Source organism: Zeaxanthinibacter sp. PT1 (genome assembly GCF_028464225.1).
Lineage (GTDB): Bacteria > Bacteroidota > Bacteroidia > Flavobacteriales > Flavobacteriaceae > Zeaxanthinibacter.
This window is the reverse complement of record NZ_JAQPCN010000005.1, coordinates 72883-92656: the sequence shown is the minus strand read 5'-3', so window position 1 is coordinate 92656 and position 19774 is coordinate 72883. Positions and strand designations below refer to the sequence as shown.

18 protein-coding genes and 2 tRNA genes are annotated in these 19774 nt (G+C 44.8%); 7 read left to right on the top strand and 13 right to left on the bottom strand.

From position 1 onward, the window contains the following. Positions 1-192: 192 nt before the first annotated feature. The 6 genes from PP178_RS12760 to PP178_RS12735 all read right to left on the bottom strand — a co-directional run bounded on the left by PP178_RS12760 (position 193) and on the right by PP178_RS12735 (position 6741). Positions 193-3003 (bottom strand): helix-turn-helix and ligand-binding sensor domain-containing protein, encoded by a 2811-nt coding sequence (locus PP178_RS12760; protein ID WP_272594743.1) that lies wholly within the window; start codon positions 3001-3003, stop codon positions 193-195. Positions 3004-3076: 73 nt separating this feature from the next. Further along, a complete protein-coding gene (locus PP178_RS12755; protein WP_272594742.1) occupies positions 3077-3352 on the bottom strand; it encodes an ATP-dependent Clp protease adaptor ClpS in 276 nt (91 codons plus the stop codon). Positions 3353-3373: 21 nt separating this feature from the next. Further along, positions 3374-4210 carry a 50S ribosomal protein L11 methyltransferase gene (gene prmA / locus PP178_RS12750; RefSeq protein WP_272594741.1) on the bottom strand — a complete coding sequence of 279 codons (837 nt, stop codon included), beginning with the start codon at positions 4208-4210 and terminating at the stop codon, positions 3374-3376. A 56-nt stretch (positions 4211-4266) separates the two neighbouring features. Continuing rightward, positions 4267-5016 carry a triose-phosphate isomerase gene (tpiA, locus tag PP178_RS12745; protein WP_272594740.1) on the bottom strand — a complete coding sequence of 250 codons (750 nt, stop codon included), beginning with the start codon at positions 5014-5016 and terminating at the stop codon, positions 4267-4269. Between the two features lie 77 nt (positions 5017-5093). Continuing rightward, complete coding sequence (locus PP178_RS12740) at positions 5094-6191, bottom strand: BT_3928 family protein (protein WP_272594739.1); 1098 nt, start codon at positions 6189-6191, stop codon at positions 5094-5096. Between the two features lie 7 nt (positions 6192-6198). Continuing rightward, positions 6199-6741 carry a DUF1599 domain-containing protein gene (locus PP178_RS12735; RefSeq protein WP_272594738.1) on the bottom strand — a complete coding sequence of 181 codons (543 nt, stop codon included), beginning with the start codon at positions 6739-6741 and terminating at the stop codon, positions 6199-6201. Positions 6742-6846: 105 nt separating this feature from the next. Here PP178_RS12735 and folP point away from each other — a divergent pair, with 105 nt between their 5' ends. After that, positions 6847-7689, top strand: a complete 843-nt coding sequence (gene folP, locus PP178_RS12730) for a dihydropteroate synthase (protein ID WP_272594737.1) — start codon at positions 6847-6849, stop codon at positions 7687-7689. A 109-nt stretch (positions 7690-7798) separates the two neighbouring features. Beyond that, positions 7799-8584, top strand: coding sequence for a diadenylate cyclase CdaA (gene cdaA / locus PP178_RS12725; RefSeq protein WP_272594736.1), 786 nt, complete (start codon positions 7799-7801; stop codon positions 8582-8584). Here cdaA and PP178_RS12720 read toward each other — a convergent pair. Further along, positions 8581-10347, bottom strand: coding sequence for an ABC transporter ATP-binding protein (locus PP178_RS12720; RefSeq protein WP_272594735.1), 1767 nt, complete (start codon positions 10345-10347; stop codon positions 8581-8583). The two genes, cdaA and PP178_RS12720, sit on opposite strands and share 4 nt — an antisense overlap. Before the next feature lie 24 nt (positions 10348-10371). Continuing rightward, positions 10372-11148 (bottom strand): tRNA pseudouridine(38-40) synthase TruA, encoded by a 777-nt coding sequence (gene truA / locus PP178_RS12715; RefSeq protein ID WP_272594734.1) that lies wholly within the window; start codon positions 11146-11148, stop codon positions 10372-10374. Positions 11149-11271: 123 nt separating this feature from the next. Between truA and PP178_RS12710 the strand changes: the two genes are divergently transcribed. Beyond that, positions 11272-11769: a metallophosphoesterase family protein gene (locus PP178_RS12710; protein WP_272594733.1), complete on the top strand. Its 498-nt coding sequence runs from the start codon at positions 11272-11274 to the stop codon at positions 11767-11769. Positions 11770-11836: 67 nt separating this feature from the next. Here the strand turns inward: PP178_RS12710 and PP178_RS12705 are convergent, their stop codons facing one another. Then, positions 11837-12247 (bottom strand): DUF4293 domain-containing protein, encoded by a 411-nt coding sequence (locus tag PP178_RS12705; RefSeq protein WP_272594732.1) that lies wholly within the window; start codon positions 12245-12247, stop codon positions 11837-11839. Positions 12248-12440: 193 nt separating this feature from the next. Here PP178_RS12705 and rho point away from each other — a divergent pair, with 193 nt between their 5' ends. Further along, positions 12441-14093 (top strand): transcription termination factor Rho, encoded by a 1653-nt coding sequence (gene rho, locus PP178_RS12700; protein ID WP_272594731.1) that lies wholly within the window; start codon positions 12441-12443, stop codon positions 14091-14093. A gap of 81 nt (positions 14094-14174) precedes the next feature. Then, positions 14175-14777: a short chain dehydrogenase gene (locus PP178_RS12695; protein ID WP_272594730.1), complete on the top strand. Its 603-nt coding sequence runs from the start codon at positions 14175-14177 to the stop codon at positions 14775-14777. 59 nt (positions 14778-14836) lie between these two features. Here PP178_RS12695 and rpsT read toward each other — a convergent pair whose 3' ends face one another. From rpsT to proS, 4 genes are all read right to left on the bottom strand, one after another. After that, positions 14837-15088: a 30S ribosomal protein S20 gene (gene rpsT, locus PP178_RS12690; protein WP_133644711.1), complete on the bottom strand. Its 252-nt coding sequence runs from the start codon at positions 15086-15088 to the stop codon at positions 14837-14839. Between the two features lie 51 nt (positions 15089-15139). After that, positions 15140-15211: transfer RNA gene (locus tag PP178_RS12685), tRNA-Glu, on the bottom strand. Between the two features lie 48 nt (positions 15212-15259). Next, positions 15260-15331: transfer RNA gene (locus PP178_RS12680), tRNA-Glu, on the bottom strand. 104 nt (positions 15332-15435) lie between these two features. After that, a complete protein-coding gene (proS, locus tag PP178_RS12675; RefSeq protein ID WP_272594729.1) occupies positions 15436-16911 on the bottom strand; it encodes a proline--tRNA ligase in 1476 nt (491 codons plus the stop codon). Between the two features lie 97 nt (positions 16912-17008). Here proS and PP178_RS12670 point away from each other — a divergent pair, with 97 nt between their 5' ends. Together PP178_RS12670 and PP178_RS12665 are read left to right on the top strand one after the other, a co-directional pair. Then, the gene (locus PP178_RS12670) at positions 17009-18232 is read left to right on the top strand and encodes a hypothetical protein (RefSeq protein ID WP_272594728.1); all 1224 of its coding nucleotides are present in this window, start codon (positions 17009-17011) and stop codon (positions 18230-18232) included. Between the two features lie 32 nt (positions 18233-18264). Next, positions 18265-19773: an OmpP1/FadL family transporter gene (locus PP178_RS12665; RefSeq protein ID WP_272594727.1), complete on the top strand. Its 1509-nt coding sequence runs from the start codon at positions 18265-18267 to the stop codon at positions 19771-19773. The last annotated feature ends 1 nt before the right edge of the window (position 19774 follow it).

Here is a 19774-nt window from a genome sequence, read left to right as displayed (position 1 = left end):
CAAATTAATCTCACCCCTACAAAAAACATACATTATCAATAAAATGACCAGAATAATGCGAACTAATCAATAAAAGCCCAAAAATATTGACATCTAAGCATTGTGCTGTAATACATATATTTGGCATAACTATGATTATTTCCTAAAATGTTGTGGTAATGTTGTGGTGCTACAACAGATTGTTGTGTTTGATCAGACAGAGAGAATGTAGTCAGAAAGGCTATTTTCTCGAGGCAGGCTCATTTTTTTACGCAAACGGTAGCGTTTTACCTCCACACTTCTAACCGATATATTGAGTAAAGGCGCTATTTCCTTAGAGCTTAAATTCAACCTGAGGTAGGCACACAGGCGCAGGTCATTCGAGGTTAATTCCGGGTGAATTTCTTTTATCCTTTTTAGAAAGTCCTTGTCCGCATTGTTAAATGCCTCTTCAAATATTTTCCAGTCATCTTCATTATTAATATTGCGGTTGATGGTTCGGATTACAGATTTGATCTTGGGGTCGTCTCCTACAGCTGTTAATTCGGACTTCAGCTTGTTGAGTAACTCGTTCTTTTTGATCAGGCTCATGGTAGAGGCTGCAAGCTCCCTGTTCTTACTTTCTATTTCCTGCTTAAGTTGCTCGTTCTTTAATTGGACGATCTTTCTTTTGGCTTTGATCTTCTTGCTCTTTTCCCTCTTTGCATTCTCTTGCAGGATCCTAGCTTGTTGTTTCTTGTAATATCCTCGGTAAATCTTATGAATGGCAAATCCGACTAAAAGCAACAGCAAGGCGTAAATAGCAATCGCTAAATTAGATAGGTAGTAGGGTCGCTTTACCGCGAAATCCAGGCTCGCTGTCTCACGAGTTACGTCGGCTCCTACCCTGGCTTTAACCTCAAAGCTATACTTTCCATAAGGGAGGTTATTAAATGTCACCTTGGAATCACGAGACCAGTTGCTCCATTCATCATAGAGTCCTGAAAGACGGTATTGGTACTGGACTTCTGTGTATTTATCATATTCGGGAACCGCAAATTCCAGATGGAGATTGTTATCCGTGTACGGGAATTCCAAGCCGGACTCCAGTGGCTGCCTCTTGTAAGAATTATCGTAATACTCATTTCCCAGGCTTGTCAGGTACACTTCATATTCTGCCGGTCTGATCTTATCCAGGTCCAGTGTAACATAACCGTTAGAAGAACCGATCAGGTAACGATCCGGCCCGATAGGTGAAATGCATTCAAAACCAAGAACCCCTAATCCTCTCCTGAAATCAGCAGGAACAGGGATACGGGTCAGCTGCGGCCGATTATCAAAATTTCCAGGGCTTATGTAACTGATGGTATTCTGGGAAAAACTCCATAGCCGATTATTCTCCTGTTCTGTGATCAGTATACCTATAGGGGGTTCATCGTCGCTATACATCATCCGGGTAAGCAAAGTGTCTGCCTGCAGCATTCCGGACTCGGCATCATATCGAAACACCCCGTTATTGGAAGCGTACAATACCTGGTCATTGAACCGCACAAGACTCGCCCCTATGCCTTTTGGTGGCTGCTGGTCTTTTTGATCCAATGCAGACAGCTCACTATTGATATTTAAAGTATAAAGCCCCTTATATTCATGGTTGACCAGGATAGTTGACGGGTCCAGAAATTCGAAAAAGCGACTGGAAATTTCAAACCCCTTCAACTTGTTGCGTAAAACCCAATTGCCTCCACGTTTTTCCAACACACTAAGGCCATTATAATTACCTTGTAATAAGCTGCCGGGATGCCCGGGAATCTCCTTTATATCCCAGGTTCCCGGCAAATCAGAAATCAGTCGGGCCCTGCCATCTTCTATAAGAAAGCTACCTGAATTATGGCCGCAGAACAACTGATCATCAAAGACACGAAGGCACCATACCTGACCTGTGGTTCCATCGACCAATTCAAATGGGAGGTCTCCCTGAATCGGTCTTCTGAACAATCCCTGGTTGGTTCCCAGGTACAACTGCCCTTTAAATACCTGGGCAGCATAAACAACTCCGAGGCGCCCTATTTTATCACTGAATTCTTTAAAAGGTGAGTCCAGATTCAGAATGCTGATCCCGTTATCCATACCCAGCCAAAGGTTGTGGTCCCGGTCTTCATAAATAGACAATACCGTATTATTAGCAAGGCCTTTTTCTTTGTCTATATTCTGTATAATGCTACCATCTGACGCGATATGATATATCCCGGATGATATGGTTCCGAGTATTACACTTCCATCCTCAAGTTGCGTCGTACTATAGATTTCGATATCCCTTAACTCGCTCAAATTCGCATTCTTCCAGCTATCCAGGCCATCCTCTCTCAAAGCATAGAAGTCGCCCCGGCTGGTAACTAGGATTAGCTTTTCTTCCAAAGTAACCAAGCCGGCTATCTCAGTTTCCAGGATTTCCGGTGCATTGCTAAGCAGTTCTGCTTTACCTTTCACAAGCCTGTATAGCCCTTCCCCGGATCGGTTGAAGTAAACGCTGTCATCAAATAGAAATAATTGAGCCCGCTTAGATTTGGAATCTACAATGGTAACCGTTTCATCACGGGTGTCCAGGATATAGATTCGTTCCAGGGATTGAAACAGCAGGTAATTCTCAATGGCAGCGATATTCCAGAATTGTTCATCTTCTACCAAGGGTTCGGATAGGCTCTTAGACAAGGATTGATATTGCAGGTTGCCGGTTTCATCAGCTTCCCAATAACCGAACTCCATATAAAATCCTGTATATATCCTTTTCCCTACAGTTTGTACTGACCGCATTATTGAGCCATTCGGGGTAGGATATAATTGCCAGGCGGAGCCATTAAACTCCAGCAGACCACTATTATTGGCGATGTATATAAATCCGTTTTCCGCCTGGGTGATGCCCCAATTCTGATTTTCAGCCCCATATATTCCAGGGGTGAAATTTTGTATAGGAGGTAATAATTGTGCCGGGAGGGCGCTGCAGGAAAAAGATAGGAGTAAAAGGACAGAGATCCTGGCTATAAGCATACAATGAAAGTATTACCCCTTAAAGGTAATAAAACTTACAGGATGGAGGATTATTGGGGAAGCAACCGGCTTTTTATACGATTTCGGCATTAAGACCTGCCTGCAGTAATTTACTGCAGCGAGGTTTCAGGTCAGTATATTCACCGGTTTTGACGGTACATTTCCCGTTATAATGAACAATTAGCGAGCATTGCTCAGCTTGTTCAGGCGTATGTTCGCATATACTGATCAGGGTATCAATCACGTAATCAAAAGTATTTACGTCGTCATTGAAGAGGATGATCTCGTTTTGTTTCAGGGTTTCTTCCTCGAGTAATAATTCTTCTAATAATTTTTCTTTTGTACTCATAGCACAGACTTTATTCACTTTCTAAATTACATATTTAGCTGAAACCCAGTTGTTTTTTAAAATATTTTTTTGATGATTTAAACCAAAGGCAGCACAGCGCGAGCTGATATCATCCAGATCTTCTTTGTAAAATCCACTTAATAACAATATGCCTTTTTCCTTAAGACAGGAGGCATAAACCGGGATATCCTGCAGTAGGATATTCTTGTTGATATTGGCAAAAATCAGGTCATATTTTTTCTCTCCCAGAAGATCGGCATCACCGTGAAGAACCCGGATACGATCCTGCCCGTTTCGTTCTGCATTCTCCATGGCATTTTCATAACTCCATGAATCTATATCTATGGCATCAACATCTGAAGCTCCTTTCATAGCAGCTATTATAGCCAAGACACCGGTACCACAACCCATGTCCAAAACAGATAAGCCTTCAAAATCCAGATCCAGGGCCCATTGCAACATCATATGTGTTGTTTCATGATGTCCTGTCCCAAAACTCATCTTAGGGGCAATTTCTATATCGTAACGGACGTCCTTTTTTTCATGGAATGGGGCTCTAACCCGGCAAAGGTCTCCCAGCTCTATAGGATGAAAATCTGCCTCCCACTTAGCATTCCAGTTTTGCTGGGCCACCCTGTTATAACTGTAATTAATACGTGCTTCAGGTGATTTCAGGATATGAACCCCCGACAGTATATCCTTACTCCAGGAATCAGCATCGATATACGCCAAAAGGCCGTCCTCGTTTTCTACAAAACTATCAAACCCTAACTCGGATAGTTCAGCCACTAAAATATCCGAGTATGGCTGAAGCGGGTTAAGGCTAAAGCTGTACTCGATAAAATATTCATCTTCCATTTACTATTCCCAGTTATAGGTTTACAATCATTCCTTCGTCACCCAAAGGGAAAAACTTATATAGCTTTAACGATCTCCATAAAATCATCGGCCACCAATGAAGCTCCGCCGATCAATCCCCCGTCAACATCAGGCTTGGAGAATATTTCCTTGGCATTTCCGGGCTTTACACTACCGCCATAAAGGATAGATATCCTTTCGGCCAGCTCACCATTGTATTTATCGGTGATCACCTTACGTATAAAAGCATGCATTTCCTGTGCTTGTTCAGGGCTTGCCGTTTCCCCGGTACCGATGGCCCAAACCGGTTCATAAGCCAGGACTATCCTGTTCCAGTCATCAGCATCTAAGTTAAAAAGCGCGTTCCTGAGCTGGCTTTCAACCACTTCAAAGTGCTTGCCGGACTTACGATCTTCCAGCTCCTCGCCAAAACAGAAGATCACCCTCATATTTTTTTCCAGGGCTGTAGCCACCTTTTTAGCTAATAATTCGTCGGTTTCTCCAAAATATGCCCTGCGCTCTGAATGTCCGAGGATCACTGTATCAATCCCGATATCCATCAGTATAGGCGCCGAGATCTCCCCGGTATAAGCACCGTTCTCTGCAAAATGCATGTTCTGGGCAATAACCTGTATGGTCGAATTTTCCAGCATGCGTACCGCTTCATGCAGGTTAACAAAAGTTGGGGCCACCATAACTTCGGCCTCCGTATCCGGAAGTTTTGCCGCCAACTCTGCCATCAGAGTTTCGGTTTCCTTCAGGTTCTTATTCATTTTCCAGTTTCCTGCTACTATCTTGTTTCTCATAGGTCTCGTCTTAAAATTATTGTACCTGGTAGACTTAGGTTATCCCGTTGAATTCCTCGGGAGTCTTCCCAGTACTGTTATTCAAAAATCAGTTCATCAATGTCGTTATGATGTTTCTTCTGAACCACTGTTCCTTTATGCAATACCAATATACCCGGGTTAGAGCGGATAATTGTTTTAAGCGTGGTTTGGTCTGTAAAATAAAAATTGAAATTCAACCCGTATTTCTTTTTAACAGCCGCTGCCGCTTCCTCGTCTGAGGCAGACATACCAATTACTTTATAACCGGCGTCAATAGCCTTTTGGGTCATATCCCGCACTTCAGCGAATGCATGCAGGTCGCTTTTACCCAGGTCATAAGCGATCACCATTACCAGGCGATCTTCCTGCAGCATTGCCGAGGCAAAATCCTGCCCGCCCTGCTCTATGGTAAAGTCATGGATAGGTGGTTCATAACCTTCCTGTATCTCGGTAGTTTCCACCCCGATGAATTCTCCGTCCACGGACGGGTATTCACCTTGGGTTACTATGGTCTTTTCCTGCCCGTCTATTTTAAAATTCCAGGCGTATTCATAAATAGGCTTGGGGGCATCTTCGGGTACGTTCATCCCGTCTTCCAGGTTAGCTCCAAGTTTGTATGGCCTGAAGTCCACCACAGGGAGATGATTTAAAACGTAATTGGCATAAATAATTGAGGCCACTAGGGCGACCAGGCACACCAGGCTCCTGAGCTTATAGCTAGCAACAGGGCTGATCAGGTCTCGCTTTATAAATAGTACCAGAATCAGTACCAAAAGGATTACATCCTTAGTAAACGATTCCCATGGGGTTAATTTAATGGCGTCACCAAAACAACCGCAATCGGTAACCTTATTAAAATAAGCTGAATAGAAAGTAAGGAACGTAAAAAAGATGATCATCAGAAGCAGGCTCCAGACCGTAAATTTCACCCGGAAGCCCACTAATAGCATAACTCCGAGTAATACTTCCAGGATGACCACAAATAATGAGATCGCCAGGGCATAAGGTGTTAAAAAATCGAGGTCTAATACGGCAGGACTAAAATATTCTTCAAGCTTAAATGAAAAACCCACCGGGTCGTTCAATTTGATGAGTCCACTGAAAATAAACAGGATTCCAACGATCCATCGGGCTGCGCCAACAAGATACTTCATATCAGACTTATGCTTTTGAGTTTAAATGGATCATGGCGAATACTGCATAATTCACCATATCCTGGTAGTTTGCTTCAATTCCTTCGCTCACTAGGGTCTTCCCCTGGTTATCTTCTATCTGCTTTACCCTGAGCAGCTTCTGGAGGATCAAATCCGTAAGGGAACTTACCCGCATCTCCCGCCAGGCCTCACCGTAGTCGTGGTTCTTGTTTTCCATCAGTTTCTTGGTCTCCTCTAACTGCTTGTTATAATGGGAAAGCGCTTCCTCTTCACTGAGATCGGGTTGTTCTGCGATCCCCAGTTCCAGCTGGATGAGGGCCATAACCGAGTAGTTGATGATCCCGATGAATTCTGAACGTTCGTCCTCATCGATCTTACGCACGGCATTTTGCTGTAAACCCCGGATACGCTGAGCCTTAATAAACACCTGGTCCGTAAGGGATGGTAACCTGAGGATTCGCCATGCACTGCCGTAATCCTTCATTTTCTTTTTAAATAACTCCCGGCAAGTATGGATCACCGCGTCGTATTGTTCCGAAGTCCGCTGCATGTAATTACTGGTAATTTGCGTAAATTTCGCTAAAATAATGAATTGTTCAAAAGTAGGACTTTTAGAGGTCCGAAGAGCAAGAGACCTGCACAAACTTCCATGAATATGACCCTGAATTGCAGAGGCGAACTCTTAGACCTCACCCAACCCAAGGTAATGGGTATACTGAATCTGACTCCAGATTCCTTTTACGACGGGGGAAAATACAACGATCCCGATGCAATTTTACAGCAGACAGAGCGAATGCTGAATGAAGGGGCGAGCATTATAGACCTGGGCGGTTACAGTTCCAGGCCCGGCGCCCGGGAAGTGTCCCTGGAGGAAGAACTGCAGCGCGTGATCCCAGTATTAACCCTGATCCTGGAACATTTCCCCAGCACCATGATCTCTATAGATACTTTCAGGTCTGTAGTCGCCCAGCGCGCCCTGGAACAGGGTGCTGCCATGATCAATGATATTTCGGCCGGCAACGGGGATCCGGAAATGATGCCAACAGTGGGGCGGTATAAGGTTCCCTACATTATGATGCACATGAGGGGTAACCCGCAGAATATGCAGCAACTTACCTCCTATGATCACATATTGACAGATATAGGATATTACTTCTCGGAAAAGATTGCTAAGGCCCGCGAGCATGGAATAAAAGACTGTATCCTGGACCCCGGCTTTGGATTTGCAAAAACCCTGGAGCAGAATTACCAATTACTGGCACAGTTAGAGGTACTTGTTGCCTATGGCTACCCCATCCTTGCAGGGATCAGCAGGAAATCCATGATCTATAAATTACTCGGTAATAATGCAGAGCAATCCCTTAACGGAACTACTGCCCTGAATATGTATTCGCTGCAGAAAGGAGCACACTTGCTCCGGGTTCACGATGTTAAAGAAGCTATGGAATGTATTATTATGCATGAAAAGCTCAAGAACAGCCTAACTACTGAGTATTAATGGCTTGACGGATCCACCGGGTAGCTAGGGCGAAAAAATTTTTAGCGGTAAATTCTCAAAACCCTACTTTTATGCGTGTAATTGCTAAATTTACCAAAAACGGCACGGATTGGATTTTCTGAACTTTCTTGATTTTAAGATCACGGACCTGATAGATATCGTCCTAGTCGCTATCCTACTTTACTACGTGTACAAGCTGGTACGCGGTACTGTTGCCATCAATATTTTTATCGGGATCGTCCTTGTCTGGGCCTTTTGGAAGACCACGGAATTACTGAATATGAAAATGATCAGCAGTATGGTCGGTGGTTTTATGCAAGTAGGTCTTATTGCGCTCATTATCGTTTTCCAGCAAGAGATCAGGAAATTCCTGCTGATGATAGGATCGACCAACTTTGCCAATAAGCGGCAATATCTGCGCCATTTTAAATTTCTCAGGGAAGATTCCGTGAACACCAAGGTAGACTTGGACGCTATCATAACTGCCTGTGAAAAGATGGGTAAAAGCAGAACAGGTGCCATCCTGGTTTTTGAAAGGAGTAATTCCCTTGATTTCGTTAAATCTTCCGGGGATAAAATGTACACCGAAATCAACCAGCCTATATTAGAGAGCATATTTTATAAGAACAGTCCGCTACATGATGGGGCAGCGATTATACAGGATAATTACATAGTGGCAACCCGGGTAATTTTACCCATTTCCAAAGAAAAGAATATTCCGCTCAGGTTCGGGCTACGCCATCGTGCAGCTGTTGGAATTACAGAGAAAACTGATGCCCTGGTATTGGTGGTCAGCGAAGAATCCGGGCAGATCTCCTATATCAAGAACGGTGAATTTGTATTGTATAAAGATCTTCCGGAACTAAAAGAAATGCTGAATAAGGATTTGCGTTAGGCGACTTCTTCTGCCAGGAACTGTGCTTCGTACAGGTTACTGTAATACCCGCCTTTTTTAAGAAGCTCCTTATGTGTCCCGGTCTCTACGATTCGGCCGGCATCCATCACCAGTATCTTATCTGCTTTCTTAACCGTTGCCAGGCGGTGAGCGATAATGATAGAAGTTCGACCCTCGGTCACTTTATCTGTAGCTTTCTGTATCAGGCGTTCCGTATAAGTGTCTACGGAGGATGTGGCCTCGTCAAGAACCAGGATACTGGGATTACTTACGTAAGCCCTCAGGAATGCGATCAATTGGCGTTGCCCACTGGAAAGCATAGTCCCCCTCTCTTTCACATTGTACTGGTAGCCCCCCGGGAGACTACTGATGAACTCGTGTACACCGATCTGCCTGGCCGCTGCTTCAATATCCTCCGGGGTGATATCCGGGTTTTTAAGGGAAATATTGTTAGCAATGGTATCCGCAAAAAGGAATACATCCTGTAATACAATCGCTATATGACTTCTCAGGGAAGCCAGTTTATATTCACGAGCATCGATATTGTCTACACAAATACTTCCGGACTGTATCTCGTAAAACCGGTTAAGCAGGTTTATAATGGTGGATTTCCCGGCACCGGTGGCCCCGACAATAGCCATGGTCTGTCCTGCTTCCACTTCAAAGCTGATCCCCTTGAGCACCGCTTCCTCCGGCAGGTATCCAAAATGAACATCCTTGAAACTGATATCACCTTTAACTGTGTCTTTTTCTAAAGTCCCGGCATCTTCGATATGACTCTTGGTATCCAGGATCTTGAAAACCCTGTTAGCCGCAACCATACCCATTTGCAGGGTGTTGAATTTATCAGCGATCTGCCGTAGCGGACGGAACAATTCACTGGAGAGCATGATGAAAGAAAAAATCATCCCGTATTCTTCCACATTTACGTTGGTGACATTGAGTAACCCCCCGTACCATACAATAAGTCCCACGGTTATCGAGGAAACAATATCAGCAATAGGGAAGAAGAAGGAGTTGTACCATACGGTTTTAAGCCATGCATCCTGGTGTTTCTCATTGATCTCCCTGAAATTCCTGCTCTCTATTTTTTCTCGCGTAAAGAGCTGAACGATCTTCATCCCGGTAATTCGCTCCTGTACAAAAGAATTAAGATTAGAAACCTGGGCTCTTACATCGATAAAGGCCTTCTTCATCGCTTTCTGAAATAACCTGGTCGCATAGATGATCAGCGGCAGCAGGCTGAATACGATGAGGGATAACTTCCAGTTGATCACTAACATAGTAATAGCCACCACTACCATTTTGAGCAGGTCAGCAACGATCACAAAAAATCCCTGGCTGAAGATTTCCCCGATACGCTGAAGGTCGGCAACGGCCCTGGTGACCAAAACCCCGATCGAAGAATTGTCAAAGTATTTCATACGGAAGCCCATCATGTGACGGAACAGCCGGATACGAACGTCGCGTATTACGGATTCACCGAGCCAGTTGGCGTAGTAATTAAAGAGTAATTGACTGATGACTTGCCCGATAAGCACCCCGCCAAGGGCTAGGACCAGGTTAAGAAGTGCCTTGGCATCTTCCTGTTTGATAGCCTCATCAACAATATCACCTACAAGGAGAGGAGTAAGTACAGCAAATCCCGATATCAGGATCGCAGCCAGGGCTACACCGTAAAAGGTAAGTCGATAGGGCTTAGTATGCTCCATCAACCTGTTGAATAACCTTAAATCAAATGCTTTCCCGCCTTCCTGGTCCATAAAAGAATATCGTCAATATGTACTTTAATCCTGGGATCCACCACGCTGTTGACCGCGATATACCATCAATGCTTCCGGGTATTCAACCCGAGTCAAATATAATCCTTTTGCAGCTACGGAGGCTCCTGCCTCTCCCCTATCCTTACTTTTTATAATAGCATTAACATCTTGAATACTGATCTTCCCGAGGCCTACTTGCAGCAGGGTGCCGACCACTGCCCGCACCATATTCCGAAGGAACCTGTCCGCCGTAATTTGAAATATAAGCTTATCCCTATCCTGCACCCAGTTTGCCTTACGCACCTCGCATATAAAAGTTTTCACATCCGAATTTGATCGTGAAAACGACTCAAAATCCGAGTGTTGCAACAGTAGTTCGGCGGCCTTGTTCATAGACGTGATATCGAGCTCCTGCTTTACCCATAAGGCATAATCTCTCAGGAAGGGATCTTTATGATAACTGATCCAATATTCGTAAGATCTTTCAACGGCAGAAAACCGGGCATGCGCCTCCTCGGGTACCGGGAATAAGTCCTTAACCCCTATATCCGCCGGAAGCAATGCATTTAACCGGTATACCAAGTGATCAATATCGTCTAACTTGTCGGTATCAAAGTGCGCAAACATTTGTCGGGCATGCACCCCGGCATCGGTACGACCGGCAGCGGTCAGGGATATTTCTTTACGCATCAAGGTGATCATCGCCCCTTGTAGCACTTCCTGTACCGTCTGAGCATTAGGCTGCATTTGCCATCCATGGTAGGCAGTACCATCATAGGAAAAGTGGATAAAATATCTCAAGGCTTATCGCTATTTTTGTGAGCCACAAAGATACCTGAATCTTTTATTTACAATACCAGCCAGGACCGCCCGTTACCAAAATTGAAATGCGGGCCGAGCAGGCACAAAGAAAGCCCACAATACATGACTAACATACTTCTTCTTTCCGATACTCACGGACATATAGATGAGACCATATTAAAATACGCCAAACAAGCTGATGAGATCTGGCATGCCGGGGACATCGGCAGCCTGGAAGTAACAGATGCTTTGAAAAAGCTTAAACCGCTGAGAGCGGTGTACGGCAATATCGACAACCACCAGATCCAACAAGAATTCCCTTTACATAATCGATTTATGTGCGAGGGAGTCGATGTCTGGCTCACTCATATTGGCGGGTACCCCGGCGCCTATAATTACCGGATCAGGGAGATGTTGCATAAAAATCCTCCCAAATTATTCATTTGTGGTCACTCCCATATTCTCAAGGTTATGAATGATAAGAAGCTGGGACTGTTGCATATGAATCCGGGTGCCTGTGGAAAACAGGGATTTCACCAGGTGCGCACCATGTTGCGCTTCAGCATATCCGGAAAAGATATTTCTAAACTGGAAGTGATAGAGCTGGGCAAAAGGGGGTAAAAGCAAAAAACCCTGACGAGCAATGCTCATCAGGGTCTTACGCACTAATACTACTAAGATGTTAGGTTTAACGTAAGCGATCTACAGATTTTACAAGATCTTCATCCTTCTTTATGGACTTGTTGGCCAAGACCAAGAAAACGATAGAAAATACAGGAATCAACATCCCAATACCCTTCTCTGAAACCGAGGTTTCTCCGGATAAGTTTAGTGATCGGTAAACGAAAAATCCCAGTAAAAAAAGATTCAATATTATATTAAAACGGTTACAAATGAACTGTTTTTTTCGATACTTGAACAGGGAAATGGCCACAATTGCCAAAAGGGCCGATCCAAAAAAGGAGGCAGAGATGAGCACGTCATCTTTGGCGAACATCGCGTTGCCATCTGCATCAGACCACAGATTAAGCCAGAAAGGAAGCACTCCTCCTAAAATGGCAACAATCAGTAAATATAAGCTCTGAATTCTTTGGATCATGGTCTAAATGGTCATTCGAAGTGCAAAAATACAGGTCTTTTTGAATTTTACAGGGCAAATATTGAAAATTATTTGTAATATTGCTTTGTTATTAGATGTAACACTTACCGACTGGGATTTCATTCCCTCGTAACACCCACAATAACACTACTTCATAGACTTTTTTACCAAAGTATAACTTATTCAATACTCGATGTTTGAGATTTCCGATTTAAAAGCAAAGAAGCTTCCCGAGCTTCAAAGCATTGCTAAAGATTTAAATGTTTCTAAATATAAAACCCTGAAAAAATTAGACCTGGTCTACCAGATTCTCGATGTTCAGGCCAGCAACCCTAAGGCTGTAAAGGAAACTGTAGCTACGACAACCGCAGCCCCAACAGAGAACAAGGACTCACAAAACAAGGACGCCCAGTCTAAGGAACCGCAAAACAAGGATTCCAGGAGCAAACCTAAAAGAGCCCGTGTCAGCAAAGACAGCCCCAAGGACAACCGTGGCAGCAACAATGCCCCGCAGCAAAAATCTGAAGCTCCCGCCTCAAAGCCTGAAAGACAGGAAAAACCTGAAGAAAAACAGCAGGACAACAGGCAGCAGGGTAACCGGGACAAAAACAACCCCCAGCAAAAGTCCAGGGATAAAAGGAGCCCTCACCCTAAGAGCAACAGGGATAAAAAAGATAACAACAATTTTGACAAGGATCTGAAAAACAAGTACAAGCAACCCGAGTACGAGTTTGACAGCATCATAGAAAGCGAAGGAGTTCTGGATATCATGCAGGACGGTTACGGCTTTTTAAGATCATCAGATTACAACTACCTCTCATCTCCTGACGATATTTATGTTTCTCAATCCCAGATACGCCTGTTTGGTTTAAAGACCGGCGACACTGTTCTAGGAAACGTAAGACCGCCAAAAGAAGGGGAAAAGTATTTCCCGCTGATCAAGGTAAATAAGATCAATGGCCTAGACCCGCAAGTGGTCAGGGACCGGGTATCCTTTGAGCATTTGACTCCCTTATTCCCCAGGGAAAAATTTAAACTAGCCGAGCGCCAGAGCAACATTTCTACCCGTATCATGGACCTGTTCTGCCCCATTGGTAAAGGACAGCGTGGTATGATCGTATCGCAACCTAAGACGGGTAAAACCATGTTGCTGAAAGATATCGCTAACGCTATTGCGGCTAATCACCCGGAAGTATACCAGATCATCCTACTTATCGATGAAAGACCTGAAGAAGTTACGGACATGCAACGTAACGTACGAGGAGAAGTAGTAGCCTCTACTTTTGATAAGGAAGCTACCGAACACGTAAGGGTCGCGAACATTGTCCTTGAAAAGGCCAAGCGACTTGTAGAGTGCGGTCATGATGTGGTTATCCTGCTCGATTCGATCACCCGGTTGGCCAGAGCATATAATACGGTTCAGCCGGCATCCGGAAAAGTATTATCCGGAGGTGTGGACGCGAATGCTCTGCACAAGCCCAAACGTTTCTTCGGTGCAGCCCGTAATATAGAAAATGGCGGATCACTATCTATCATTGCAACCGCACTGACAGAAACCGGATCTAAGATGGACGAAGTGATCTTTGAAGAATTCAAGGGAACAGGTAACATGGAATTACAGCTAGACAGGCGTATCAGTAACCGTAGGATATTCCCTGCTATAGACCTGATCTCATCTTCTACACGAAGAGACGACCTCTTGCTGGACGAGAATACCATTCAACGTATGTGGATCATGCGCAAGTACCTTGCAGACATGAACCCGGTAGAAGCCATGGAATTCATGGAACAGCGTATTAAGCAAACCAAAAACAACGAAGAATTCCTGATGACCATGAGTCAGTAAAACGGAACTAATTCGAAATATTGATCCCGGTACTTTGCAGTACCGGGATTTTTTTTATCCTTGAATATCAAATAAAAACTTATGAGAATATTAATTATTGGCGGCTACGGAACTATAGGGAAACGAGTCACTGAACATTTTTCAATGGAACACCAGGTAATTCTGGCAGGTCGAAATAATGGGGATATACAAGTAGATATCAGTGATAGTGAAAGCATAGAAAAGATGTACCGAGATGCAGGTGAATTAGACGCGGTGATCTGTATTGCGGGAGAAGCCAAGTGGGCGCCTTTCTACGATATGAGTGAGGCTGATTACCAGGTTGGGCTTCAAAGTAAATTAATGGGACAGGTAAATTTGGTGAGGTTAGGAGCTGAATACCTGCCAAAAGGCGCATCAATAACCCTGACTACAGGTATACTGGCAGATGACCCTGTGCCCATGACCACCAGCGCTGCGATGGTGAATGGCGGCATTCACAGTTTTGTAAAGGCAGTAGACCTGGAAATAAAGAAAGGAATCAGGGTTAACGTGGTATCCTCCGGCCTTGTTGAAGATGCCGTAGAAAAATATTCATCTTATTTCCCGGGCCATCACCCCATACCTATGGACAAGGTGGTGAGGGCTTACATAAGGAGTGTGGAAGGCAGGGGACGCGGAGAAATCATCCGTATCTACGAATAGCTATAAACAAAAAAATCCTGGCCTTGGGCCAGGATAATGCTTTGATGTAATTTCCTTAATTAAAGGGTAGCAACCTGCTTCATCAGCTTGCTCTTAAGGTTTGCAGCCTTATTAGCGTGGATGATATTGCGTTTGGATAATTTATCGATCATACTGACCACTGTTGGCAACAAGGTCTCAGCAGCCTTCTTGTCAGTTTCGCTACGCAATTTTTTGATCGCGTTACGGGTGGTCTTGTGCTGGTACCTGTTACGAAGGCGCACAGACTCGTTTCTTCTTATCCTCTTTAATGCAGATTTGTGATTTGCCATCTTTCTTCCTCTTATAATTTTTTCTGTCGCTGTAAGCGAACTGTAAACTTGTAGCCCGTAGGGGAATCGAACCCCTGTTACCAGGATGAAAACCTGGCGTCCTAACCCCTAGACGAACGGGCCAATAAATAACTCCAAGAACTGAGAGCCGCAGTCCTTGAAAACTGCTAGTAGCCCGTAGGGGAATCGAACCCCTGTTACCAGGATGAAAACCTGGCGTCCTAACCCCTAGACGAACGGGCCAATAAAATACCGCTTAGCGGCGCCTAATTTTTTTCGATTAGGTGGGTGCAAAAATACAATTATTTTTTACTACCGCAAGACCTATAGAATTTTTTTTAGCATCATTAATATGCCTTAGCGAAAAGTACCCTCCCCGAAGAAGGTTTTCCACTGATGATACACTCCCCTGCTTCCTCTTCTGCATCGATAGGAATACAACGGATGGTAGCCTTGGTCTCTTCCTTAATCCGGTCTTCTGTTTCGATTGTTCCGTCCCAATGAGCAGAAATAAATCCGCCTTTATTCTTCAAAACCTCCTTAAACTCCTGGTAGCTGTCTACCCTGGTGATATGATCATCCCGGTAGTCTTTCGCTTTTTCAAAGATATTACGCTGAATATCCTTAAGCAAATACTCTATCTTATCCACTACTTCTGCAGCGGCGATAGTCTCCTTACTAAGGGTATCGCGCCTGGCCACCTCGTAAGTACCATTTTGCAAGTCTCTTTGCCCTATGGCTAACCTAATTGGAATCCCCTTTAATTCGTACTCATTGAATTTAAAACCTGGTTTATGCGTGTCGCGCTTATCGAATTTTACAGAAATCCCTTTAGCTCGTAATTCTTTTACCAGCGGATCAACCGTTTCAGAAATCTCATCCAACTGATCTATCCCCTTATAGATAGGTACTATTACCACCTGTATGGGTGCTAAGGAAGGCGGAAGCACCAGGCCGTTATCATCACTGTGCGTCATGACCAGGGCACCCATTAGGCGAGTAGAAACCCCCCATGAGGTTGCCCACACATGTTCCTGTACCCCTTCTTTATTGGCAAATTTAACATCAAAGGCCTTGGCGAAATTCTGCCCCAGGAAGTGAGAAGTACCCGCTTGTAACGCTTTACCGTCTTGCATCAATGCTTCAATACAATAGGTTTCCACAGCCCCGGCGAATCGCTCGCTCTCGGTCTTAGTTCCCTGAATGACAGGAACGGCCATATATTCCTCTGCAAAGGTGGCATAGATCTTTAATATGGTCTCTGCCTCTTCTATAGCTTCTTGCTTGGTCGCATGGGCCGTATGCCCTTCTTGCCAAAGAAATTCTGACGTACGCAGGAAAAGGCGTGTCCGCATCTCCCATCGAACAACATTTGCCCACTGGTTGATCAGCAAAGGAAGATCCCTGTAAGACTGAATCCACTTTCTATAGGTATCCCATATAATGGTCTCCGAGGTAGGCCTTACAATAAGCTCCTCCTCCAGTTTGGCATCCTCATCTACGATGATCCCGCTACCATCCTCGGCATTTTTAAGGCGATAGTGGGTGACCACGGCGCACTCTTTTGCAAAGCCTTCCACATGACTGGCTTCGCGACTCAGGTATGATTTTGGAATAAATAAGGGGAAATAAGCGTTTTCATGTCCTGTTTCTTTGAACATCTTATCCAACTGTGCCTGCATCTTCTCCCAGATCGCGAATCCATAGGGTTTGATCACCATACAACCCCTAACCCCTGAATTCTCAGCCATATCGGCTTTTACAACGAGTTCATTATACCACTTGGAATAATCTTCGCTGCGTTTTGTTAGATTTTTACCCATTAGCTATACTTTGGCATAAAACTTGTGACTTCCTTAACGGAAATAGTTCGGTAAAACTAACTATTTTTAATTGTTCAACAATATTAAATTTATCACCATGATACAATCTATACCACGCTCCACCTCACAGTTACTGCTTCCGGCGGTCCTGATCGGACTGTTGCTGCAATCCTGTGGCTCTTACCAACAGGCTTCCTATTACGACTCTGACGGCATTTATGCCGACGGGGGAGAAACTGTCCGGGTAGAAAAAGGACAGCGTCAGCAAGAAGTGGTCAGGAACGACGATAATATTTATGGTGATTATTTCGGGCAGAAAGCCGAGGAATACGACGATATCCTGGAAAGCGAAGTCTTTACCGATATCGATTCCTATTATAGCGATACCGAACAAGACAGTCTTGGTGTAGATACCAGCTATTATGCTACAGACAATACCTATAATGGTTATGGTGGCTGGGGAGATAATGCAACCAATGTAAATATCAATATCTACGATGATAACTGGGGCTGGGGCGGCTTCGGATATGGATTCGGATTTGGTCTTGGCTACCCATGGGGCTACAACCGGTTCCGTTGGGGCTGGGGATGGAATAATCCATGGAATTACGGCGGCTTCTACGATCCCTTCTGGGGTGGTGGTTATTACGGCTATGGCTGGGGCTGGGGCGGCGGCTTCTATTCTCCATATGGATGGGGATGGAACCGAAGATTTTACTCGCCCTATTATTACCCTTATTATTATAACAATTATCGGAATAATTATGCCTACAATCGTACAAGACGTGGCATATACCGCGACAGCCGTTCAGCTACTGCGCTACAGGGTCGCTCTAACCTTAACACCCGCACCAACAGCAGGTACAGGACCAACAGCGGAAGATCTAACCAGGACCGATCTGCTGCCATAAACAGGAGTTCCAGGAATTACCGCAATGGTGCTACGGCAAGAAGTCAGAGCAGGTCTGCAGTAGAGCGTAACCGCGCCTACAGGTCTAGTCGCAGTACACGTACTGCTCCCAAATACAACGGGAATACCAGGAGCCAGAACTATCGCAGTACACCCCAGCGTAGTGGATCATACAGGCAGGGTACCAACCAGCGAAGCTACAGGAGTTCTCCGCAAAGGAGTTCTTCAGGCAGAAGCTCGGGCTACAAGAGCTCTACCCGTAGCAGTTCTCGCAGTTCAGGGTACCGCAGCTCTGGCCGCAGCAGCGGAAGCAGGAGCTCCGGAACTATGAGAAGTTCTTCACCCAGCAGGTCTTCCTCTGGTACAAGATCTTCCGGTAGTTCGCGAAGCGGTGGCAGGCGTAATTCATAAGCGGAGTGTTTCATCACCTTAATCAGAAAAAAATGAAAAGAGTAAGTATCTTATTCCTGGCTTTGCTTTGCTTTGCTGCAAACGGCCAGAATATAAATGACGTGCTGCGTTACAGCGGCGAAGATCTTCAGGGAACTGCGAGGTTCCAGGCCATGAGTGGCGCGTTCGGAGCATTGGGCGGAGACCTTTCTGCCCTGAATGTTAACCCTGCAGGATCTGCAGTGTTTAACTTCAGCACCTTTGGTGTTACCGGCAGTAATTATAACCGTGACAACCAGGCTTCTTATTTTAACAGCATCAACTCTAACGAATCAAATTACCTGGAGATCAACCAGGTGGGAGGTGTTTTTGTTTTTAATAACCGTTCCGGTTCATCGGACTGGAAAAAACTTGCCCTGGCGATCAATTACGACCTGGTGCAGAATTTTGACAACGAGGTCTTCGCTGCCGGGAACAGCACTCAGGGAATCGATAACTATTTCCTTGAGGCTGCAGCAGGAGTTCCGTTTGGGCAACTATTGCTCCGGGACGGTGAATTTATCGAGGATGCATACCTGGATATTGGTTCTAGCCTTGGATTTACAGAGCAGCAAGCATTCCTGGGATATTACGGGGGTATCATAGATCCTGCAGACCCGGATGACGATAACAACACCAGCTATATTTCAAATGCATCATACAGTAATGTTAACCAGGAATTCTACCAGAGTACTTCAGGGTATAATGGGAAATTCACGGTAAACATGGCTTCTCAGTACAAGGAGCAGCTTTACCTGGGTGCTTCGCTTAATTTTCATACCATATTGATGGATAAGGTCACCTTTTTCGATGAGCGGGGTTATGATGTCGATTCGGAAATACAATTCACCACTTTTGACAACCTGTTGCATACAGAAGGCTCCGGTTTTTCATTCTCTTTAGGAGCGATTGCAAAACTGACCGACCAGATCAGGGTTGGTGGTAGTTACCAGTCCCCAACCTGGTACAGGCTGACCGATGACACTTCGCAGCGTATTAATTCTGATCTTGCCGATGTGGATATAAGCTTTATCGATTTCAATATTGTTAACCTATTTGAACAATACACTATTAAAACGCCTTCTAAGCTGACCGGTAGTGTAGCTATGATCTTTGGCAAGGACGGATTGCTGAGTTTTGATTATGGCTACCAGGACATGTCCGAAGCAGAATTAAGACCTGCCGCCGATCCATTCTTTAACGCTCAGAATCAGGATATTCAAAATCGCCTAGGAGCGGTAAATACTTACCGATTGGGTGGAGAATACAGGATAGACCAGCTAAGTTTGAGAGCCGGTTATCGATTTGAAGAGAGTCCATTTGAAGATGGCAGTACCATTGGGGACCTTAGCGGTTATTCTGCCGGCCTTGGATACACCTTTGGCCCTAACCGCCTGGACCTGGCCTTCAGCCGCTCTGAAAGAGACAGCAGTCAGCAATTCTTTGACATTGGTTTAACTACCCCCGCCAATATACAGGCAGTCAACACTAATGTATCCCTAGGATATACCTTAAGTTTTTAAT